Origin of the sequence: Bacillus pumilus (genome assembly GCF_900186955.1) — a bacterium.
GTDB lineage: Bacteria > Bacillota > Bacilli > Bacillales > Bacillaceae > Bacillus > Bacillus pumilus.
This window is the reverse complement of the sequence record NZ_LT906438.1, coordinates 527,110-545,545: the sequence shown is the minus strand read 5'-3', so window position 1 is coordinate 545,545 and position 18,436 is coordinate 527,110. Positions and strand designations below refer to the sequence as shown.

Below are 18,436 nucleotides of genomic sequence, written 5' to 3'. Positions count from 1 at the left end.
TTTCTGTTGTAAGAGGTACATGCTTGGTAGCCATTTCAAATCTTCCAGCTCTTCTAAAGTATTCAGCTGCTTCTAATGCAAAGTCTTCAATATCACTATACATTTTCCTACTTTTTAAGAACCCAAAACATCGGTCTAACAAATGCTTATCTTCTTTTAAATACAGACCTTGAAGAATGTTAAATTTCGAAATATACTCGACATCCATACAATTCAAATATTTTACATGTTATGATGAATTTGTAATAAAACCAAACTGAGGGGGAAGTATTATGAATAAACTTTACAAGGGATTAATTGTTTCAGTATTATCAATTTCTTCATTAGCTCTTCCAGCTTTAACAAATCAAGCTTCTGCGCAAGAACCTGCAAAAATTCACAATATAGCAAAGCCTACAAATGAAATTGGAACGGTCGATTTCCATATGCTAAGAAACTCAAACGTTGGATTGCTGTATGGCTATACAAGATGGGAAATCATCTCTGGCAGTCACCTTATTAGCATTAGTTCTAGTGGTGTCGTATCTTCTTACTCATCACTGGGCACGGCGTTGGTTTATGCCTATGATATAAACGATAATTACGTCATTTTTAAGATTACAGTTGAACCTCGATAATTAAAAAAGTCCACTTACTTAAGGTAAATGGACAAATTCATTTAAAAGTGATAAAAAATTAAAAAACCAAAGGTTTACCACCTTTGGTTTCTTAGATGCGGCCGAGAGGACTTGAACCTCCACGGGTTATTCACCCACTAGGCCCTCAACCTAGCGCGTCTGCCATTCCGCCACGACCGCGTGTATGATGTGCTCATATATTCATAAGTGCACTGTTTGAAAAAACAATGCGGGTGAAGGGACTTGAACCCCCACGTCATAAAGACACTAGATCCTAAGTCTAGCGCGTCTGCCAATTCCGCCACACCCGCGTGACAATGGTGAGCCATGAAGGACTCGAACCTTCGACCCTCTGATTAAAAGTCAGATGCTCTACCAACTGAGCTAATGGCTCATCTGCTATGCAGAAAAACATATAAAAAAATGGCTGGGCTAGCTGGATTCGAACCAACGCATGACGGAGTCAAAGTCCGTTGCCTTACCGCTTGGCTATAGCCCAACGAATGAAAAAAACAAAACATGACCCGTACGGGATTCGAACCCGTGTTACCGCCGTGAAAGGGCGGTGTCTTAACCGCTTGACCAACGGGCCAGATAAATGGCGGAGAAGGAGGGATTTGAACCCTCGCGCCGCTCGCGCGACCTACACCCTTAGCAGGGGCGCCTCTTCAGCCACTTGAGTACTTCTCCATTTGGCTCCGCAGGTAGGACTCGAACCTACGACCGATCGGTTAACAGCCGATAGCTCTACCACTGAGCTACTGCGGAATAATAAGACATGTTTCATTATATATATGCCGGAAAAATGTGTCAAGAATTTTTAAGCGTTTCAATCCTGCTTCATTTGCGACGGCTTTTATAATTTAACATATACTAATATAACAGTCAAGCCTTTTTCCATGCCATTTGTTTAACTTGGCAGAAAGCCCCCGACCTCTTCAAGTAGACCAAGGGCCTTGATACAGCCTTCCATGAGATTAAGACAGATGAAACTTTCGCATCCACTTATAAAAAGTACTTCTTGGCACCCCTGCTAGCCTCGCTGCTTCTGACACATGACCTTTCGTTTTATGCAGTGCGTCTATCACTGTTTGCATTTGAATGCGTTCCCTGAATGTGAGTTCTTTTGGAGTCTCGGTATACTCTGCTGGATGCAGCTTCTGCTTTTTCTGATCAACCGCCTCTAATACTGAAGCGTATTGCGATTCACCAATCCATCCGCCTTTCGGAAAGAGGACCCTTAGATGTTCAAACAGATTAAAAAGCTCTCGTATGTTTCCTGGCCAATGATACTCTTGCAATTTCTGAAAAAATGATTCAGGAAACGCCGCATTCCAGTGGTACTTCTTTTGGTAATAACGATATAAATCATGAATGTCTTCTTTTCTTTCTCTAAGCGGCGGAATGTTGATCGGATAGACATGAAGACGGTAATACAAGTCTTCTCGTATTTTTCCTTCCTTCAGCAGTTCGTTCATATTACGGTGAGTCGCTGTAATGATTCGAATATCCAAAGGGATTTCGTGTGTCCCGCCGAGCGGTACGACTGCCCTTTCTTCTATCACCCGAAGAAGCGCTACTTGCATCGCATATGGGATTTCACCAATTTCGTCTAAAAAGAGTGTTCCCTTATGAGCTTGTTCAAATTTCCCTTTAGCTCCGTGACGTTTTGCCCCTGTAAAAGCCCCTTCAGCATAGCCAAACAGCTCACTTTCTAACAGGCTTTCAGGAATGGCTCCGCAATTAACAGCAATAAACGGCCCTTTATGCCTTTCACTGGCGGAGTGAATGGCTCTAGCGGTCAGTTCCTTTCCTGTACCTGTTTCTCCCCAAATATATACATTTGCATCTGTTTGTGCCGCTCGTTTCATTTCGCTGAGCGTCTGTTGAAATACCTTACTTGTTCCTGATTCCCCGGGAAATTGAGCAAAAGAAACGGTGATGCTGCTTTTCGCTGCTTCTTCAAGGGAAAGGGACATGCCTAGCATCTTTCCGTCTTGCTCTGATTGAATGATCTGCTTTCCCCGGATAACAAATGGATAATCCTTAAGCCGCTCGACATCCATTCCATACCAGTCTGAAAATCGTTCTCTAATCGACCTGCTGGCAGAAACAATTTGCTTTTTTTCATTACAGACCACATACGGTTCGTCTGTTTCCACCTGCTGGAGACAATGAGTGATGAGCTCCAACTCTCTCCTTTTTTGCTGGACTTGAATTTCTCTCTCGATGGCATAAGCAACCGTTGAAGCCATTCCAAGCATAAAAGGGTGCTTGTTATCCGTCATACAAGAGATGTCAATCACCCCTATGATTGTACCACCTGCATCGCGAATAGGAGCGGCTGAACAACTCCAATGGTGAGAGGCGATAGAAAAATGCTCAGTTCCGTTGATCGTCACCGCTTCTCCGATGACGAGTGCAGTTCCGATCGCGTTTGTCCCTACATCTGTTTCAGTCCAGCGTGAACCCTCCATAAAATTAATTCTTTTTGCTTCCACCATCGTTCTTTCGCTTCCTGTCAGACTTAGCACATAACCGTCTGCATCGATGAGTAAGGCCAGCATGTCAGATTCTTTTAATTGCTGACTGATTTTATTTAAGTAAGGAAGAGCCGCATTTAGGAATAATGAATATTTCTTTTTTTGGGCACTGAAACGTTCCTTTTCTAACAACGACTGTCCTTTATCTAAATACGGATTCACATTTGCCTGTTTACACCTGTGCCATGATTCTACCACTCTCTTATTCAGACGAGACTGATCAAGCAAACCTTCACGAACAAAACGTTTCCACGTATTTAAATAACAAGGCGTCGGATTCATTCCATCCTCTCCTCTAGGGGCTTTTTATTCATTATAGATAATTATAAAAGCGCTTTCAATTATCATTAGCTAACCCAAGAAGTCAATCGGATAGAAAAGAAGCCTTTTTCAGCAGTGTACCGCTCGTCCAATGGTTTGCAGCAAGGCTTCGTGTATCGCCTCTGAAAGTGTCGGATGTGCCGCAATAAACTGCTCTAATGTATCAGCGGTCAGCTCTGTATGCATCATCACCGCCGCTTGTCCAATCAGTTCTGTTGCATGCGGTCCGATAATTGAAACACCTAATATTTCTTGATATTGCGGTTCTACAATGACCTTTACGTGACCGGCTGGTTGATTTAAGATTAATGCTTTTCCATTTGCAGAAAATGCACATGTCCCTATCCGAATCTCCTCATATTGTTTTCTAGCACTCTCTTCATTTAAACCAACACTGGCGATTTCTGGAGAGGTGTAGATGCATCTCGGAATTACTTGCTCATTCACCTTTACATGCTCACCTGATGCATGGGATGCCGCAACCGTTCCTTCATGAAAGGCAGTATGAGCAAGCTGGACCCCACCTGTCACATCACCGCACGCATAGATATGCGGGAGATTGGTTTGCATATGTTCATTGACGTAGATACCGTTTCTATCAAATGCAATACCAACCTGATCAAGATTCAACTCTCCAAGCCGCGGAGTTCTGCCAATGGCCACTAAGCAAAGATCCGACTGGATTTCACACTGCTCGCCTTGATTATTCTCCACCACTACTTTTCTTGAAGAGGAATCAAGCTGCTTGACTGCGGCGGACGTCAAAATGTCTACACCCGTTTCTTCGAGCTGCTCGTGAAGACATTGTGCAATATCACGATCTTCTTCAGGCAAAATGTGCACCGCCCGCTCAACCATGACAACCTTTGTCCCCATTCTGCTAAAGATGCTCGCAAACTCACAGCCGATCACCCCGCCCCCAATGATGCAAAGCGAATTTGGTATTGAAGAAAGTGACATGGCATCCTTGCTGTGAATAATCCATTCGCCATCAAAAGGTGCAAACGGTAAAGCAGCAGGCGCTGCCCCTGATGCAATAATGATTTGTTTTGCTTGAATGATTTCAGACTTTCCTTCACTTTCTATCAATAACTCATGTGCTGATAGAAATGAAGCCTTCCCATTTACCACGGTGACTTTGTTTTTATTCATCAAGTAGCGAACACCATCAGTGAGCTGCTTGACGACAGACTGCTTCCGTTTTTGGACAGCATCCCATTGGATGGTAGGCTCATGTTCTGAAAGCTCAATTCCAAAATGTACAGCTGATTTCACATGCTCATATATATCGGCGCTTTGCAAAAGAGCTTTGGTTGGAATACAGCCCTCATTGAGGCAGGTACCTCCCAGCTGACCTTGATCAATTAACACAACCTCCCTGCCAAAACGGGCGGCTGTTATGGCCGCCACATAACCTGCTGGTCCGCCTCCTATAATGACCAGTGTCATGGTACATTCACCTTCTTCCTATAAAAGAATGGATATTGGTTCTTCTAAATGTGCTTTGACCGTTGATAAAAATGCGGATGCCGGTGCTCCGTCCAGTACGCGGTGATCAAACGTAAGACTGAGTGGCAGGATGGTTCCTTTGCACAATTCATCCTCTCGATAAACAGGGGTGTCATACATTGTTCCGACGCCAAGGATCCCCGCTTCCGGCGGATTCAAAATTGGCGTGAAATGCTCTACACCATACGCTCCAAGATTGGTCAATGTAAAGGTTGAACCTTGAATTTCATCATGAAGAAGCTTTCCTTCACGTGCTTTTTGGCCATACAATTTAATGCTCTTCGCCAGCTCTATCAGCGTTAACCGCTCCGCATGCCGAATGACCGGTACAGCCAATCCGTTATCTAACGCAGCAGCAATGCCAAGATGAACATTCTCAAAGGTTTCCACAACTCCGTTATGATATTGACTGTTCATCGCAGGATGTTCTAACAACGAAAGGATCGCTGCTTTGGCTACAAAATCGGTGATGGTCAACTTTGTATCGTAACGTGCTATGGCTGTTTCATTCAGCTGTTGTTGTAAGTTTGTAAGTTTTGTCACGTCCGCTTTCATCGTAATGGTTAATTGTGCACTTGTTTGCAGGCTTTCCATCATTCTTGAGGCAATTGTTTTCCGCATCATGTTAATAGGCTGATGCTCTGTCTCATTTTGTTTTTTCTCTTCTTGTTTTTTCTCTTTCCGTTCAGGAAGCGCATGAAGCACATCCTCTTTCGTAATTCTTCCACCTGGTCCTGTCCCCACGAGCGTATCAATGTCTAGGTTGGCGCTATTCGCCATTTTACGGGCAACAGGTGAGATTTTCTTTCTCTCTTTCTTTGTTTTTGACTGGTTGTCTCTAGCTTTCTTTTCCTCCACTGGTTCATTTCCTTCACCGATATAGCAGATGACCGTGCCAGGCGGTACACCTTCTCCCTCAGATACTTTTATATCCAATATGGTTCCTTCAGCAGGTGATTCAATCTCCATTTCAATTTTTTCGGAGTTGATGCTTGCAATGCTTTCCCCTTTATTTACAGACTCACCGACCTCCTTATTCCAGACAGATACCGTTCCTTCTTTCATCGACATGCCCAATTTAGGCATCACAACTTCGACAGCCATCTCCCTCTCTCCTTTCTCTAGTTCAAGATCTTGTCATGGCTCTTGCCAATCAGCTCTAATACGGTGTTCACAACTTTATCAGGTGTTGGCAGATATATATCTTCAAGAGGTGGTGAAAATGGTACCGGTGTATGAGGAGCCGTTACTTTTTTGATTGGAGCGTCAAGTAAATCAAATCCTTTATCTGCAATCAAAGAAGAAATATCTGCGGCAATTCCGCACCTTGGATTTGCTTCATCGACAATGACAAGTCGATTTGTTTTTTCTACTGAAGTCAGAATGGCCTCTTCATCGAGCGGCGACAAGCTTCTTGGATCAATCACTTCCGCTTCAATACCTTGAGCAGATAATTGCTCTGCCGCTTCCAGTGCTGTATGCACTTGTTTGCCTACTGCAAAGATGGTTACATCAGATCCTTCTCTCTTCACATCTGCTTTACCAAGCGGCAGTGTGTAATACCTCTCCGGCACATCTCCTGTGATATTGTAAAGCGTCTTGTCTTCAAAAAAGATGACAGGGTCCTGATCCTCGATGGCTGCCAGCAGCAGCCCTTTGGCATCATATGGTGAAGAAGGCACAACTACTTTCAATCCAGGGATGCTTGTAAATAGTGCATACAAACTTTGTGAATGCTGGGCAGCTGCTCTAAAACCCGCCCCATGTGTCGTTCGAATCGTGATTGGCACCTCTGCTTTTCCGCCAAACATGTATCGGAATTTTGCGCCTTGATTCAGGACTTGGTCCAGACAAGTACCGATAAAATCATTAAACATGAGCTCCGCAATTGGTCTTAGCCCTGTTGAAGCAGCTGCCATAGCCGCGCCTACATAGCCAGCTTCACTAATCGGCGTGTCAAGGACACGCTCACGTCCAAACTCCTGAACGATTCCTTTCGTTACACCAAGAACACCGCCCCATGCTTCATCATCCTGTAAGTGATCTACATGAGCGCCACCCGCAACATCTTCTCCCATTAAAATGACATCTTCGTCTCTTCTCATTGCCAGTTTAATCGCTTCATTCAAAGCACTAGACATGCTGATTTCTCTTGTCATTTCCCTCTCCCCTTTCAGGTTTATTAATATGAAACATACACATCAGTCAGCAATTCAGTATGATCTGGATATTCACTTTCTTCACTGAATCTCACGGCTTGATCTATCGCTTCTGCTACAGTCGCTTCAATACTTGATATCTCTTGATCCGTTAGCAGCTGCTGCTTTAATAATTCATTTTTAAAAAGAGTGATGGCATCTTTCTCTTCTTGATGTTCGGTTTTTTCTTGATTGGTTTTGTAGCGCTGGGCGTCTCCTTCAAAATGACCATAATTCCGATATGTCATGCATTCAATCAATGTCGGACCTTCTCCATTTTTTGCTCGTTCTATCGCTTGTTCTGCTGCTTGATAAACAGCTGTCACATCTTTTCCATCTACTTGAATACCCGGAATACCATAACTGGCGGCTCGATCCACAATCGATTTGCAGCTTGAAGCATAGGAAAATGGCGTTGCTTCCCCGTAACCATTGTTTTCTGCGATGAAAATGACTGGCAGTTTCCAGATGGCAGCGAGATTGATTCCTTCGTGAAAAGTCCCTTGATTGTTAGCACCATCCCCAAAAAAGCAAACGCTTACATTATCTGTATTTTTATATTTAGCCGTGAGGGCTGCCCCGCACGCAAGTGGAAAGCCGCCTCCAACAATTCCGTTGGCACCGAGCATTCCTTTATCAAAATCTGCAATGTGCATAGATCCGCCTTTTCCTTTACAAAGGCCTGTGGCTTTTCCATAGATTTCTGCCATCATTCCTTTTAGATCACAGCCCTTAGCGATACAATGACCGTGGCCACGGTGTGTACTTGTAATACTGTCTTGTTCATTCAGATGAGCGCAGACTCCTACAGCAACAGCTTCTTCACCAGCATAAAGATGGACAAAACCTGGCAAGATCCCCTTTGTAAAAAGCATGTGTACTTGATCTTCAAATTGGCGGATTTCCTGCATTTTTTGATACATCCAAACGGCTTTTTCTTTTGTGAGTGCCATTTCCATGATAAAACCTCCTATCTTTTTTGCTTGCACTTCTATACAAGCAAAAAGCGTGCCAACATCATGGCGCTTGAAAGCTTAGGTTTTTGAGCGATTCACACCGATCAAAAAAGAGACAAAATGAGACTTGCGTCTCTATTTGTCTCAATATGTCTACTTCATCTCACAAAAAAAGCATCCCATAAAGGAATGCTTATCACTCTGAACCGATTGTACGCTGCCATTTTAATTTTCCTTTGCAGACGCCGCACACATAACGAGAGGTATCAACTCGCCTTTTCCTGATAAAATACTGACCGCATCCTGTGCAGACATATTCTTGCCGTTTCTGTACACGCCGTTTATTTTGTACGGTCTTTAGCGGTGTACAAAAACGCGGGGCTCCTACTTGTTTTAATAACTCTTTAAAGGAACGGTCACGATGCTGATAGCCTTTTCCTTCAAGATGCAGATGATAATGACACAGCTCATGCTTGATGATCCCGATTAATTCTTCTCGTCCATGTTCCTCTAGGTATCGGCGGTTCAGTTCGATATTGTGTGTTCCAAGTAGATACCGCCCGCCTGTCGTTTTGAGACGGTCATTAAAAACAGCCTGATGGCGGAATGCCTTACCAAAGAACTGCTCAGAAATATGCTCTGTTAACTGCTGTAACTCTCTCTCCTTCAATCAAGATCGTTCCTTTCTATAAAAACATCGAACGGGACAATTTCCCCTTTGCATACATTGAAGGTACACCCACTGTTTCGATCAAAGGAGGAATGGGCGATGCCCAACTGGCTGAAAAATCAGATGCAGAAGGCTTTTTTCGAAAAAAATCATTACCAAATCAAGTTGTTGAATCAATGCTGGTACTTCTACAGAAAAAAACATTCAGTCGCATCAAGGCACACCCCATCCTGAGGTGCGCCTCGTTTTTTGTTTACTCTGGTTTCAGCATGGAGAGGGCAACGCGGCCTTTTGCCTGGTCAACGGAGTCCACCCATACAGTCACAATGTCACCAACTGATACAACGTCAAGCGGATGCTTCACAAAGCGGTTGCTGAGCTTGGAAATATGGACAAGCCCGTCCTGTTTTACACCAATATCAACGAATGCGCCGAAGTCTACAACGTTTCTCACTGTACCTTGCAGCTCCATTCCTTGCTTCAAGTCCTCTAATTTCAACACATCTGTTTTTAAAAGAGGTTTTGGTACTTCATCGCGCGGATCACGCTCAGGTCTTGTCAGCTGATCGACGATATCTTGTAGTGTAATGATACCAATATCAAGCTGCTCTGCTGCTTCGTCCAGCTTGACCTCTGCGATTTTCTTCTTTAACTGCTCTGTGCCAAGATCATTTGGTGTCATCTTGATCATGCGTAAGAACTGTTTTGTTTCTTTATAGCTCTCTGGGTGAATGCCTGTCCGGTCAAGTGGATCTTGTCCGTCTGCGATGCGCAGGAAGCCGATACACTGCTCATAAGTCTTAGCACCAAGTCTTGGAATGTCCTTTAGCTCTTTTCTGCTTGTGAATCTTCCAATCTCTTCGCGGCGCTTGATGATATTCCCTGCGACAGCTTTTGAAAGACCTGACACATATTGCAGCAGCGCCTGTGAGGCCGTATTGACGTTCACACCGACTTGGTTGACGACCGTCTCTACCACGAAGGTTAACGAGCTGTTTAATTGTTTTTGGCTCACGTCATGCTGGTATTGGCCCACTCCGACAGACTTCGGATCAATTTTCACGAGCTCTGCTAAAGGATCTTGTAATCTTCGAGCAATGGATATGGCGCTTCGTTCTTCGACTTGCAGGTCTGGAAACTCTTCTCGCGCCAGTGCAGACGCAGAGTATACACTTGCTCCTGCTTCATTCACAATCAAATAGGAGACTGGCTGATCCAGCTCTTGAATGAGGTCTGCAATGAATTGTTCGGTCTCTCTTGAGGCTGTTCCGTTTCCAATCGCAATGACTTCAATGTTAGATGATTGAATGATCTCTTTCACTTTTTGTTTCGCTTCCGCTTTTTTCTGTACAGGCGGGTGCGGGTAAATGACGCCTATATGATGGACTTTTCCTGTATCATCCACGACGGCTAATTTACAGCCTGTACGAAACGCAGGGTCCACTCCAAGTACACGCTTCCCTTTCATCGGCGGCTGAAGCAGCAGTTTTCTTAAGTTTTCAGCAAAAATATGAATCGCTTGTTCCTCTGCCTTTTCTGTCAGCTCTTTGCGTATTTCTCGTTCGATGGAAGGCTGAATAAGGCGTTTATACGCATCGTCAATTGCCGCTTCGATAAACGGTCTCGCCGTCGTCTGTTTGCCTTTTATGACTTGTTTGTCGAGATAGAAACGAATATTTTCAGCAGGTGGCTCGATGGCTGCCTTTAAGATGCCTTCTTTCTCTCCACGATTGACCGCTAGTACGCGGTGAGGCACTATCTTTTTGATGGGCTCTTGATAATCGTAATACATTTCATAGACATTTTTCTCATCGCTCTCGATGTCTTTTCCTGATGTGACCAGACTTCCCTTTTGGTACGTTTCGCTGCGAATCCATTTCCGCATATCAGGATCATCTGCCAGCTGTTCAGCAATGATGTGCTGCGCGCCTTCAAGTGCCTCTTCTACACTTGTTACTTCTTTTTCTTCGTTGATAAAAGAAGCGGCCTTCTTCTCGATCTCATCGCTTGGCAGCGTGAGTACATATTCCGCCAGCGGCTCGAGCCCTTTTGCTTTGGCTACATTCGCCTTTGTTTTACGTTTTTGTTTGAATGGTCGGTATAAATCTTCGACCTCTTGCAGTTTATGAGCTTGTTCAATTTTTTGTTTTAATTCATCTGTCAGTTTGTCTTGTTCTGCGATTAAGCGAATGACTTCTTCTTTTCGGTTCATGACATTTTGGATATATGTATAGCGCTCTGAAATGGTTTGAATTTGCACCTCATCCAGAGAGCCTGTCTGCTCTTTCCGGTAACGGGCAATAAACGGGACGGTGTTACCATCCTCTAAGAGCTTGATGACACTTTCAATTTGTTTTGTTGAAAGCTTTAATTCTGTTGCAATTTGTTTCAATAAAAAGTCAGATGTCTTCATACTTTGCATCCCCTCACTGTGTCTTCTCTTTTAGTGTATCAAAAAAATCGGCAAAACAGAAAAAAGGTCAGCTATTTTACGTGAGCTGACCAAGTACATAGGTGAGATCGTCCTTTTTGTCTTGTGTGTATGTTTCAAGCTGTTTGGCAATGTCTGCAACTGAATGACTATGCTTTAAACACATTCTCATGTTTGGCACATTCAGTCCGTCTGAATACATAATGAATGTCGATCCTTTTTCGTAGGAATAGGTGTATGTTTTATATTTTCTAGGTTTCCCTGATAAGTATCCTGATGTCGGAAGTGGATAAATATAGTCGCCAGAAGGGGCATTCAAGATGAACCGAATATTACCAACCGAACAATAGGTAAACTGCTGCTGGGAAAAATTCACCTTTAATATGGCTACAGTGGCTCCGCGTTTATTTTTCATCGCCTGATTGCATCTGTCGATGAGGGTCGTCATATCCTCATGTCCATATTCTTCGACAATTTCGCTGACTAAAGAAGATGATTCATTGGCGAACTGACCGCTGCCTAATCCGTCTGCCACAGCACAAATTAGTTCTTCATCATCTGCTTTAATAAAAAAACTGTCCCCGCAGCATGATTTCCCTTCTTTATTCGATTGATAGATAATGGCATTCACATGCTCATGCTGTTCAATCTGCTTCATTACCCTAGCTCCATAGACGCATCTTCTGATAATGCATCTCGTAGCTTTTTAACTGCCTTCCGTTGCAGTCTCGATACATGCATTTGGGATATCCCTAGTAAATCGCCTGTTTCTTTTTGACTCTTATTTTGCAAATAAGTCAGATTGATAATCTCTTTTTCTCGGTCTGTCAGAACATGAAGCACACTTTCAAGCATCATTTTTTGGTTTACACGTTCGTAGCCCTCTTCCTGTGAGCCAACAACGTCTAAAATGGTGACTGTGCTTCCTTCAGAATCAGCCTCTACGCCTTGGTCAACAGACAGTGCTTGATAGCTTTTGCCCATCTCCATGGTTTCCAGTACTTCTTCCTCTGTAACATCTAGGTATTCTGCAATTTCTTGGACTTGCGGTGATTTTTGCGTCTCTGTTGTTAGATGATCAACAGCCATCTTGATTCTTGGTCCAAGCTCTTTGATTCGCCTTGGTACATGGACACTCCATGTTTTATCTCGTAAAAAGCGTTTGATTTCCCCGATGATGGTTGGAATAGCAAAGGCTTCAAATGATTTACCGACTAGCGGATCGTATCGCTTAATGGCGCCAAGTAAACCAATCATTCCAACTTGTCTGAGGTCCTCATGAAAGCTTTTTCCTTTTGAATATTTTTTTGCCAGCATATCAACCAAGTTTGTATAGCATTCGACCAGCGTGAGCTGCGCCTGCTCATCTTGGTTGGATTGATAGCTTTGGATAAGGCGATCCACTTCATCTTTAGTTAGTTTCATAGTTTTGGATGGTTGTGTCATGGTCAACTCGCTCCCTGTTTAAAAACTTTGTCATCGCAACGGTAACTCCGGAGTTTGCTTGCACCTCGACTTCATCCATCAATGTTTGCATTAAGTATAAACCAAGACCTCCTTCTGCCAATTGATCCACCGTATGAGCAGATGTATACGGCCCTAGGTCTTCCTGCTTTTGCTTAAAGTCAAAGCTACCGCCTTTGTCCGCGACAATGATTTCTAGACGATCCTCGTAGACAAGAAAGCGAACAGCTACCTCTCCATCTTCGCCATTTTCACCTTTGTAGGCATGCTGAACTGCATTTGTACAGGCCTCACTGACCGCAATTTTTAAGTCCTCAATCTCTTCATAGGCATAACCCATTCGACTTGCTACGCCTGAAAGAGTCAGGCGGATGATGCCTACGTATTCTGGTTTCGCTGGGATTTTCATCTCGATTAGATCTACTGATTCGTTCATTGTACCCCACCCTCTGTCTTTGCAGAAATGTCAATGATGTCCTTTAGTCCAGTAATTTCAAACAACCTTACAAGCCGATCTGACAAGTTCTCAAGCTTTAGTGTTCCACCTGCTTTTTGAGCCGCTTTAAACAGCCCAACAAATACACCTAATCCTGTACTATCCATATACGTAACATCCTTCAAACAGATCTCAAGATGCTCTCCCGCCTCGGCTTTAGGCATGAGTGTTTCTCTTAGCTGAGGAGCAGAGTACACATCAATTTCTCCGCTGACACTAATTTTCGTTTTTTGATCTATTTGATGCTCTTTCACTGTCATATTCATTATGCATTCACCTCGAAATTCTTGTTTCCTAGAATTTTATATACCCGCATCTTCACTTTCTAAACCTTTCTTTTGAGCACAAGTAAAGTGAAGTCATCGTGAAGCTGAAAATCTTGTAGCTTGAGTAAGCTGGCATAGATGGCATCGACCATTTCCTGAGCTGAGTAGGGTAGGTGCTCTGCTATAAGCGCTTTGATATCCTCCCGCTCTAAAAAGCCGTCCTCCGACTTAGATTCTGTAACACCATCGGAGAATAAGATCACCATATCTCCTACGTCCAAATGCTTCTCATACTGCTTATAATCAAAATCTGGTGCGATTCCAAGTACAAGCCCTTTTGCATCTAAATCGTAAAATTTGTTCTCTTTATTGCAATAGAAAAAGCCCGGCTCATGACCAGCCGATGCATATTTAAATTCATGCGTTTCTTTATTATAACTGCCATAAAACATGGTGATAAACATACTTGGGTCTACGTTTTGCTCGACAACACGATTAAGGGTTTTCAGCACTTTAGTTGGACCGCTCCCTGACTCAGGCAAGGAATCCATCGCATATTTAATCATCGACATACAAAGCGCAGCTGGGATTCCCTTTCCAATGACATCTGCGATCGCAATATTGATCGTATCGTGATCAGTGACAAAATGGTAATAATCTCCACTCATCTGTTTTGCCGGTACACTGATCGCCCCAATATCGAACGTATCTCCTTCTGGAATTTTCGTTTCCAGAAGGGTTTGCTGAACATTTGCAGCAATTTCAATTTCAGATTTAATTTCTTGCTGGATGCCTCTAAGTGTTAAATGTTCCTGATAGGCAAGTCCGTACCCAATCATGACTTCAATTAAGAAGTCTAGTGAATGAAAAACATCTTCCGGCAAATCAGGGTAAAGCTCCTGAATCACTTTTCGGTGAACACTCACTATTTCTTCAGGAGGTATTTGATGCTCAATGGTTTTACGGCTAAATTTTTGAGCTTGATAAAGCGATGTTTCAGTTAAATCACTGATATAACGACTGAGCAGCTGATGGTACCGCTGCTCCATTACCTCCTTAAAATCCATGGTTTCCCTCCTAGCGAAGCCACTTAACAGCTTGTATCTCCGTTCCTTGTTCTGGTGCAGAATCTAATTTAAATTCATCCATCAGTCTTCTGACGCCCGGCAAGCCTGCTCCGAGTCCGCCTGATGTAGAAAATCCGTCTTCCATCACTTTACGTATATCCATGATGCCAGGCCCCTCATCGGCTGCGATGACTTTGAGTCCACGCTTTCCGCGCTCCATCACTTCTTCTATACAAATCTGACCTTTACCAGCGTATAAATAGATGTTTCGAGCTAATTCTGAAATGGCCGTCGTAATTCTTGCTTGGTCAACTGTTCCAAAACCAAGTTCTTTTGCAACATTGCGCCCCAATTGTCTTGCTGCGACTATATCCCATTCCGTCAATATTTTCACACAGGATTGGTCTTTCATATCTATTCCCCCAATTCCCGCTTCAGTGTCTCAAGCCCTTGTTCAAGATCTAGTGCTGTTTGAATTTCTTCCAGCGATATACCAAGTTCAATAAGCGTCACAGCGACTGCCGGCTGTATTCCTGTTAATACAACTTTTGCCCCCATGAGCTTGGACATGGTGATCACATCGCCTAATACCTTTGCGATAAATGAATCAATCATATCGACGGATGTTAAGTCAATGACAACACCGTTTGCTCCTGTTTCATGAATTTTATTCAGTAAGTCTTCTTGAAAGTGAAGAGCTGTTTGATCATCAAGCTCCCACTGTATTGAGATCAGAAGACAATTATATAATTTTAAGATTGGAATCTTCGGGTGATTTCTCAATTGGTTATCCCTCCAATGAAACAATTTTTCGATTTGTCATTTCCAAAGCAGTTTGAATTCCTTTTTGAAGGGTATTCTTTGTTGTAACCTGAGATAAATCAATTCCAAGGTTAACGATCGTTTGGGCTATTTCTGGGCGAATACCGACAAGTAAACACTTCGCTCCTACTAATCTTACAGCCTCTGACGCTTGAATGATATGGTGGGCCACCATTGTATCCACGACAGGTACCCCCGTGATATCAATCAAGACGACCTGTGAGCGATGTTTGACGACACCATTGAGCAGATTCTCCATAATTTTTTTCGCACGATCTGTATCAATTGTTCCAACAAGTGGCATGACGGTGATGTGCTCAAATACAGGAATAAGCGGGGCAGAAAGTTCCTGTAGCGCCATTTTTTGAAGGCTGACGGTTTTTTCCCATGAGATGGAGTACTGGTTTAAGATCTCGTTATGGATGGGTGTGATGAATCGATCGATTTGCCAAATGAGGTCATGACTTTCTTGTGTTGTATCTTTGTCATCGTTCATTTTTTCATATAAATGTGTACGGATTTCCGTTAGACCGTTTGCCAGTAACTTAAGTGATATACCCATTTGAACAATTTTTAAAGCAAAATTTTGCACTTTTTCTTCAAAATCCTCACTATACCCCTCTGAAAGAGATGTAATGATCAGTTGAACATATTCCGAACAGATGGTTTCATACATTTTGTCGTTCAGCATCATGTCCGTTTCTTTTTCTCCGAGTCGTTTTAAAATGTCCGTCCACTCATTTTCTAATTCCTTTTGATGCTTTCTTGCAAAAGCTAACACGATATGATTCGACATGTTTTACCCCCTACTTACATTTAAAACTCTTCTTTAGTCTGTCTTCATTATAACGTTAATAAAAATTGAACACAAAAAAAGTTGCTCCCAGTAGAGCAACCATATCTCACCATATTAAAAATCAATAAGAGCCAAACTAACTTGTAAGGCTTCATCAACCTTCTCCATCATCTCATCATCAAGATGTGTGATTTTATCTGTCAATCTTTGTTTATCAATTGTACGAATCTGTTCCAAAAGAATGACAGAATCTCGTTCAAAGCCGTAGCGCTTTGCATTAATTTCGACGTGAGTCGGTAATTTCGCTTTTTGTATTTGGGCTGTTATGGCTGCAACGATAGCAGTCGGGCTAAAGCGATTTCCAATGTCATTTTGAATCACCAATACCGGGCGAACCCCGCCCTGCTCGGAGCCAACAACAGGAGATAAATCAGCAAAGTAAACATCACCGCGTTTAACAATCAAATGTTTAACCCCCGCTGACTAATCGCTCAACTGTATTCTCAGCCTCAAACTCTGCGTATTGTGCCTCTGAAGAGATATTCAGATTAATTTTCGCCATCTCCATGTAGCCGCGTCTCATCGATTCACGATTTTGTCGAATATTACGTTCACGAATATACGTTTTTGTCGCTCGGTAGATCAATTCATTTCTTGTTACCTTATCCTGCTCTGCTACTCGTTCGATCTCAGACATTAAAGCCTCCGGCAGTCGAATCTTCATTTCATTTGTTGCGCTGGATTCAGACAAAAAACATACACCTCCACAAAACTTACGGATACCGTATCGATCCATTCCAAGACTAATCATACCATTATTCAATGCACAAGCAAAGCTGTTTTTTCATGAATTCTTATTAGAACATGAAGCGGCTCGCCACCCGTAAATCAAGATGATAATGGAGTTCCTCTTTCCCATTATACGCTTTTTTCCGAAAATCATACGGTATTTCCAAAATCTCTAAAAAAGGGAGAATGTTTACCCTACTTTTGTCGAATAAAAAAGAACGAAGTCAGTTTGACTATCGTTCTTTTGAATGTTGTTTATAAAAAATTTGGCCCGCCTTGAAGGAGCGGATTCCGCACATGCACTCTTTCGCCGTCCTCTAAATATACTCTTGGGACGCGGTGGCCAATCGAGCAAGTGACTTCATAGTTAATGGTTTCAAGCCTTTTGGCGATTTCATCGACTGATACCATGTCTTCTCCTTGCTTACCAATCAAAACGACCGGCTCGCCTACTGGAAGCTTGTCTTTCAGTTCAATCATGAATTGATCCATACAAACCCTTCCTGCGATCTTCCGGCGTTTTCCGCCAACAAGCACTTCCGTTGCTGCCAGCTTCCTGATCCACCCATCTGCATAGCCGACTGGAACCGTGCCGATCCACGTATCTTGATTGGCTGTATACGTCGCCCCATAGCTGACACTCTCACCCTCTTGAATATGCTTTACATGGGCAAGCTTTGTATGAAGAGACATGGCTTCTTCGAGCTTGAAAGGCAATTCATCTTTGATTTCTTCAGACGGTGACAGCCCGTACATACTGATGCCGAAGCGAACCATATTAAACAAAACGTCTTTAAACCTTAAACCTGCAGCACTGTTGGCGCAATGAACGAGCAGCTTGTCCGTATGAAGCGGCTCAAGCAGTGTTTGAAAGGTGTCGACCTGCCGATCAAAGTAAGCCTCATCCTTTTCATCTGCTGTCGCAAAGTGAGTAAATACGCCTTCCAGTTGTAAATAAGAGTGCTCGCTGACAAGCTTTTTCACTTCGTTCACTTGCTCTATCGTTTTCACACCTAATCGGTTCATTCCGCTGTCTATTTTCAAATGAAAACGTATCGGTTGTCCCATCTGCCCTTTCACCATTTTGGTGACGTCTCTCAGCCAATCGATGGAGTAAGCGGTCATGATGACATTGTAACGAACGGCGACTTTGACATATTCCGGCGGTACTGCGCCGAGTACAAGTATTGGTGCTTTGATGCCTTTATTTCTTAAAGAAACCGCCTCATCTAAAAAGGCGACGGCTAATACGTCTGCTCCTGCTTTGAGAGCAGCTCTCGCCACTTCTATATCTCCATGTCCATATGCATTGGCTTTCACCACAGCCATCAGTTGAACACTTTGACCGATATGATCTTTCATATGTGAAACATTATGCTTGATTGCTGATAAATTAATTTCTGCCCATGTGTCTCTATAAAAGGCATTTGTGTCCATCCGTCACACTTCCCTATTGAATGATTCAATCCCCTCATATGATACTAAAAATCA

20 protein-coding genes and 7 tRNA genes are annotated in these 18,436 nt (G+C 43.1%); 2 read left to right on the top strand and 25 right to left on the bottom strand.

Annotated elements, in window-relative coordinates:
- Positions 1 to 272: 272 nt before the first annotated feature.
- Positions 273 to 617, top strand: coding sequence for a hypothetical protein (locus CKW02_RS02700; protein WP_034620217.1), 345 nt, complete (start codon positions 273 to 275; stop codon positions 615 to 617).
- Between the two features lie 96 nt (positions 618 to 713).
- Here the strand turns inward: CKW02_RS02700 and CKW02_RS02695 are convergent.
- The 13 genes from CKW02_RS02695 to CKW02_RS02635 all read right to left on the bottom strand — a co-directional run bounded on the left by CKW02_RS02695 (position 714) and on the right by CKW02_RS02635 (position 8,814).
- A tRNA-Leu gene (locus tag CKW02_RS02695) sits at positions 714 to 797 on the bottom strand.
- A gap of 48 nt (positions 798 to 845) precedes the next feature.
- A tRNA-Leu gene (locus CKW02_RS02690) sits at positions 846 to 928 on the bottom strand.
- Positions 929 to 935: 7 nt separating this feature from the next.
- Positions 936 to 1,011, bottom strand: a tRNA-Lys gene (locus CKW02_RS02685).
- Positions 1,012 to 1,041: 30 nt separating this feature from the next.
- A tRNA-Gln gene (locus CKW02_RS02680) sits at positions 1,042 to 1,116 on the bottom strand.
- A 21-nt stretch (positions 1,117 to 1,137) separates the two neighbouring features.
- Positions 1,138 to 1,209 (bottom strand) — tRNA-Glu (locus CKW02_RS02675).
- Between the two features lie 7 nt (positions 1,210 to 1,216).
- A tRNA-Ser gene (locus tag CKW02_RS02670) sits at positions 1,217 to 1,307 on the bottom strand.
- Positions 1,308 to 1,310: 3 nt separating this feature from the next.
- Positions 1,311 to 1,385: transfer RNA gene (locus tag CKW02_RS02665), tRNA-Asn, on the bottom strand.
- A gap of 209 nt (positions 1,386 to 1,594) precedes the next feature.
- Complete coding sequence (locus tag CKW02_RS02660; RefSeq protein WP_003214480.1) at positions 1,595 to 3,442, bottom strand: sigma-54-dependent Fis family transcriptional regulator; 1,848 nt, start codon at positions 3,440 to 3,442, stop codon at positions 1,595 to 1,597.
- A 108-nt stretch (positions 3,443 to 3,550) separates the two neighbouring features.
- A complete protein-coding gene (lpdA, locus tag CKW02_RS02655; protein ID WP_003214415.1) occupies positions 3,551 to 4,930 on the bottom strand; it encodes a dihydrolipoyl dehydrogenase in 1,380 nt (459 codons plus the stop codon).
- A gap of 18 nt (positions 4,931 to 4,948) precedes the next feature.
- Positions 4,949 to 6,094 (bottom strand): dihydrolipoamide acetyltransferase family protein, encoded by a 1,146-nt coding sequence (locus CKW02_RS02650; RefSeq protein WP_003214286.1) that lies wholly within the window; start codon positions 6,092 to 6,094, stop codon positions 4,949 to 4,951.
- 17 nt (positions 6,095 to 6,111) lie between these two features.
- Positions 6,112 to 7,149, bottom strand: a complete 1,038-nt coding sequence (locus CKW02_RS02645) for an alpha-ketoacid dehydrogenase subunit beta (protein ID WP_003214035.1) — start codon at positions 7,147 to 7,149, stop codon at positions 6,112 to 6,114.
- Between the two features lie 23 nt (positions 7,150 to 7,172).
- A complete protein-coding gene (locus tag CKW02_RS02640) occupies positions 7,173 to 8,147 on the bottom strand; it encodes a thiamine pyrophosphate-dependent dehydrogenase E1 component subunit alpha (RefSeq protein WP_003213906.1) in 975 nt (324 codons plus the stop codon).
- Between the two features lie 193 nt (positions 8,148 to 8,340).
- Positions 8,341 to 8,814, bottom strand: a complete 474-nt coding sequence (locus CKW02_RS02635) for a SprT family protein (RefSeq protein WP_003214448.1) — start codon at positions 8,812 to 8,814, stop codon at positions 8,341 to 8,343.
- Between the two features lie 99 nt (positions 8,815 to 8,913).
- Between CKW02_RS02635 and cmpA the strand changes: the two genes are divergently transcribed.
- Positions 8,914 to 9,048, top strand: a complete 135-nt coding sequence (cmpA, locus tag CKW02_RS02630) for a cortex morphogenetic protein CmpA (RefSeq protein WP_012009003.1) — start codon at positions 8,914 to 8,916, stop codon at positions 9,046 to 9,048.
- A gap of 19 nt (positions 9,049 to 9,067) precedes the next feature.
- Here the strand turns inward: cmpA and CKW02_RS02625 are convergent, their stop codons facing one another.
- From CKW02_RS02625 to alr, 12 genes are all read right to left on the bottom strand, one after another.
- The gene (locus tag CKW02_RS02625; RefSeq protein ID WP_003214156.1) at positions 9,068 to 11,227 is read right to left on the bottom strand and encodes a Tex family protein; all 2,160 of its coding nucleotides are present in this window, start codon (positions 11,225 to 11,227) and stop codon (positions 9,068 to 9,070) included.
- A gap of 76 nt (positions 11,228 to 11,303) precedes the next feature.
- Positions 11,304 to 11,903 carry a PP2C family serine/threonine-protein phosphatase gene (locus CKW02_RS02620; protein ID WP_003214034.1) on the bottom strand — a complete coding sequence of 200 codons (600 nt, stop codon included), beginning with the start codon at positions 11,901 to 11,903 and terminating at the stop codon, positions 11,304 to 11,306.
- The gene (gene sigB, locus CKW02_RS02615) at positions 11,903 to 12,691 is read right to left on the bottom strand and encodes an RNA polymerase sigma factor SigB (RefSeq protein ID WP_003214304.1); all 789 of its coding nucleotides are present in this window, start codon (positions 12,689 to 12,691) and stop codon (positions 11,903 to 11,905) included. Before sigB ends, CKW02_RS02620 begins: the two co-directional genes overlap by 1 nt.
- Positions 12,657 to 13,145 carry an anti-sigma B factor RsbW gene (gene rsbW, locus CKW02_RS02610; protein WP_003214356.1) on the bottom strand — a complete coding sequence of 163 codons (489 nt, stop codon included), beginning with the start codon at positions 13,143 to 13,145 and terminating at the stop codon, positions 12,657 to 12,659. Before rsbW ends, sigB begins: the two co-directional genes overlap by 35 nt.
- Positions 13,142 to 13,471, bottom strand: coding sequence for an anti-sigma factor antagonist (locus CKW02_RS02605; RefSeq protein WP_003213847.1), 330 nt, complete (start codon positions 13,469 to 13,471; stop codon positions 13,142 to 13,144). The genes rsbW and CKW02_RS02605 overlap by 4 nt, the downstream gene beginning before the upstream one ends.
- Positions 13,472 to 13,530: 59 nt before the next feature.
- Positions 13,531 to 14,538 carry a PP2C family protein-serine/threonine phosphatase gene (locus CKW02_RS02600; protein ID WP_003213895.1) on the bottom strand — a complete coding sequence of 336 codons (1,008 nt, stop codon included), beginning with the start codon at positions 14,536 to 14,538 and terminating at the stop codon, positions 13,531 to 13,533.
- A 10-nt stretch (positions 14,539 to 14,548) separates the two neighbouring features.
- Positions 14,549 to 14,950: an anti-sigma regulatory factor gene (locus CKW02_RS02595; protein WP_003214085.1), complete on the bottom strand. Its 402-nt coding sequence runs from the start codon at positions 14,948 to 14,950 to the stop codon at positions 14,549 to 14,551.
- 2 nt (positions 14,951 to 14,952) lie between these two features.
- Positions 14,953 to 15,321, bottom strand: a complete 369-nt coding sequence (rsbS, locus tag CKW02_RS02590) for an RsbT antagonist protein RsbS (RefSeq protein ID WP_003214235.1) — start codon at positions 15,319 to 15,321, stop codon at positions 14,953 to 14,955.
- Between the two features lie 4 nt (positions 15,322 to 15,325).
- A complete protein-coding gene (locus CKW02_RS02585; RefSeq protein ID WP_003214372.1) occupies positions 15,326 to 16,156 on the bottom strand; it encodes an RsbT co-antagonist protein RsbRA in 831 nt (276 codons plus the stop codon).
- Between the two features lie 114 nt (positions 16,157 to 16,270).
- Complete coding sequence (gene ndoA / locus CKW02_RS02580) at positions 16,271 to 16,621, bottom strand: type II toxin-antitoxin system endoribonuclease NdoA (RefSeq protein ID WP_003214169.1); 351 nt, start codon at positions 16,619 to 16,621, stop codon at positions 16,271 to 16,273.
- 4 nt (positions 16,622 to 16,625) lie between these two features.
- A complete protein-coding gene (locus CKW02_RS02575; protein ID WP_003214273.1) occupies positions 16,626 to 16,907 on the bottom strand; it encodes a hypothetical protein in 282 nt (93 codons plus the stop codon).
- A 293-nt stretch (positions 16,908 to 17,200) separates the two neighbouring features.
- Positions 17,201 to 18,382 (bottom strand): alanine racemase, encoded by a 1,182-nt coding sequence (gene alr / locus CKW02_RS02570; protein ID WP_003214072.1) that lies wholly within the window; start codon positions 18,380 to 18,382, stop codon positions 17,201 to 17,203.
- Between the last annotated feature and the right edge of the window lie 54 nt (positions 18,383 to 18,436).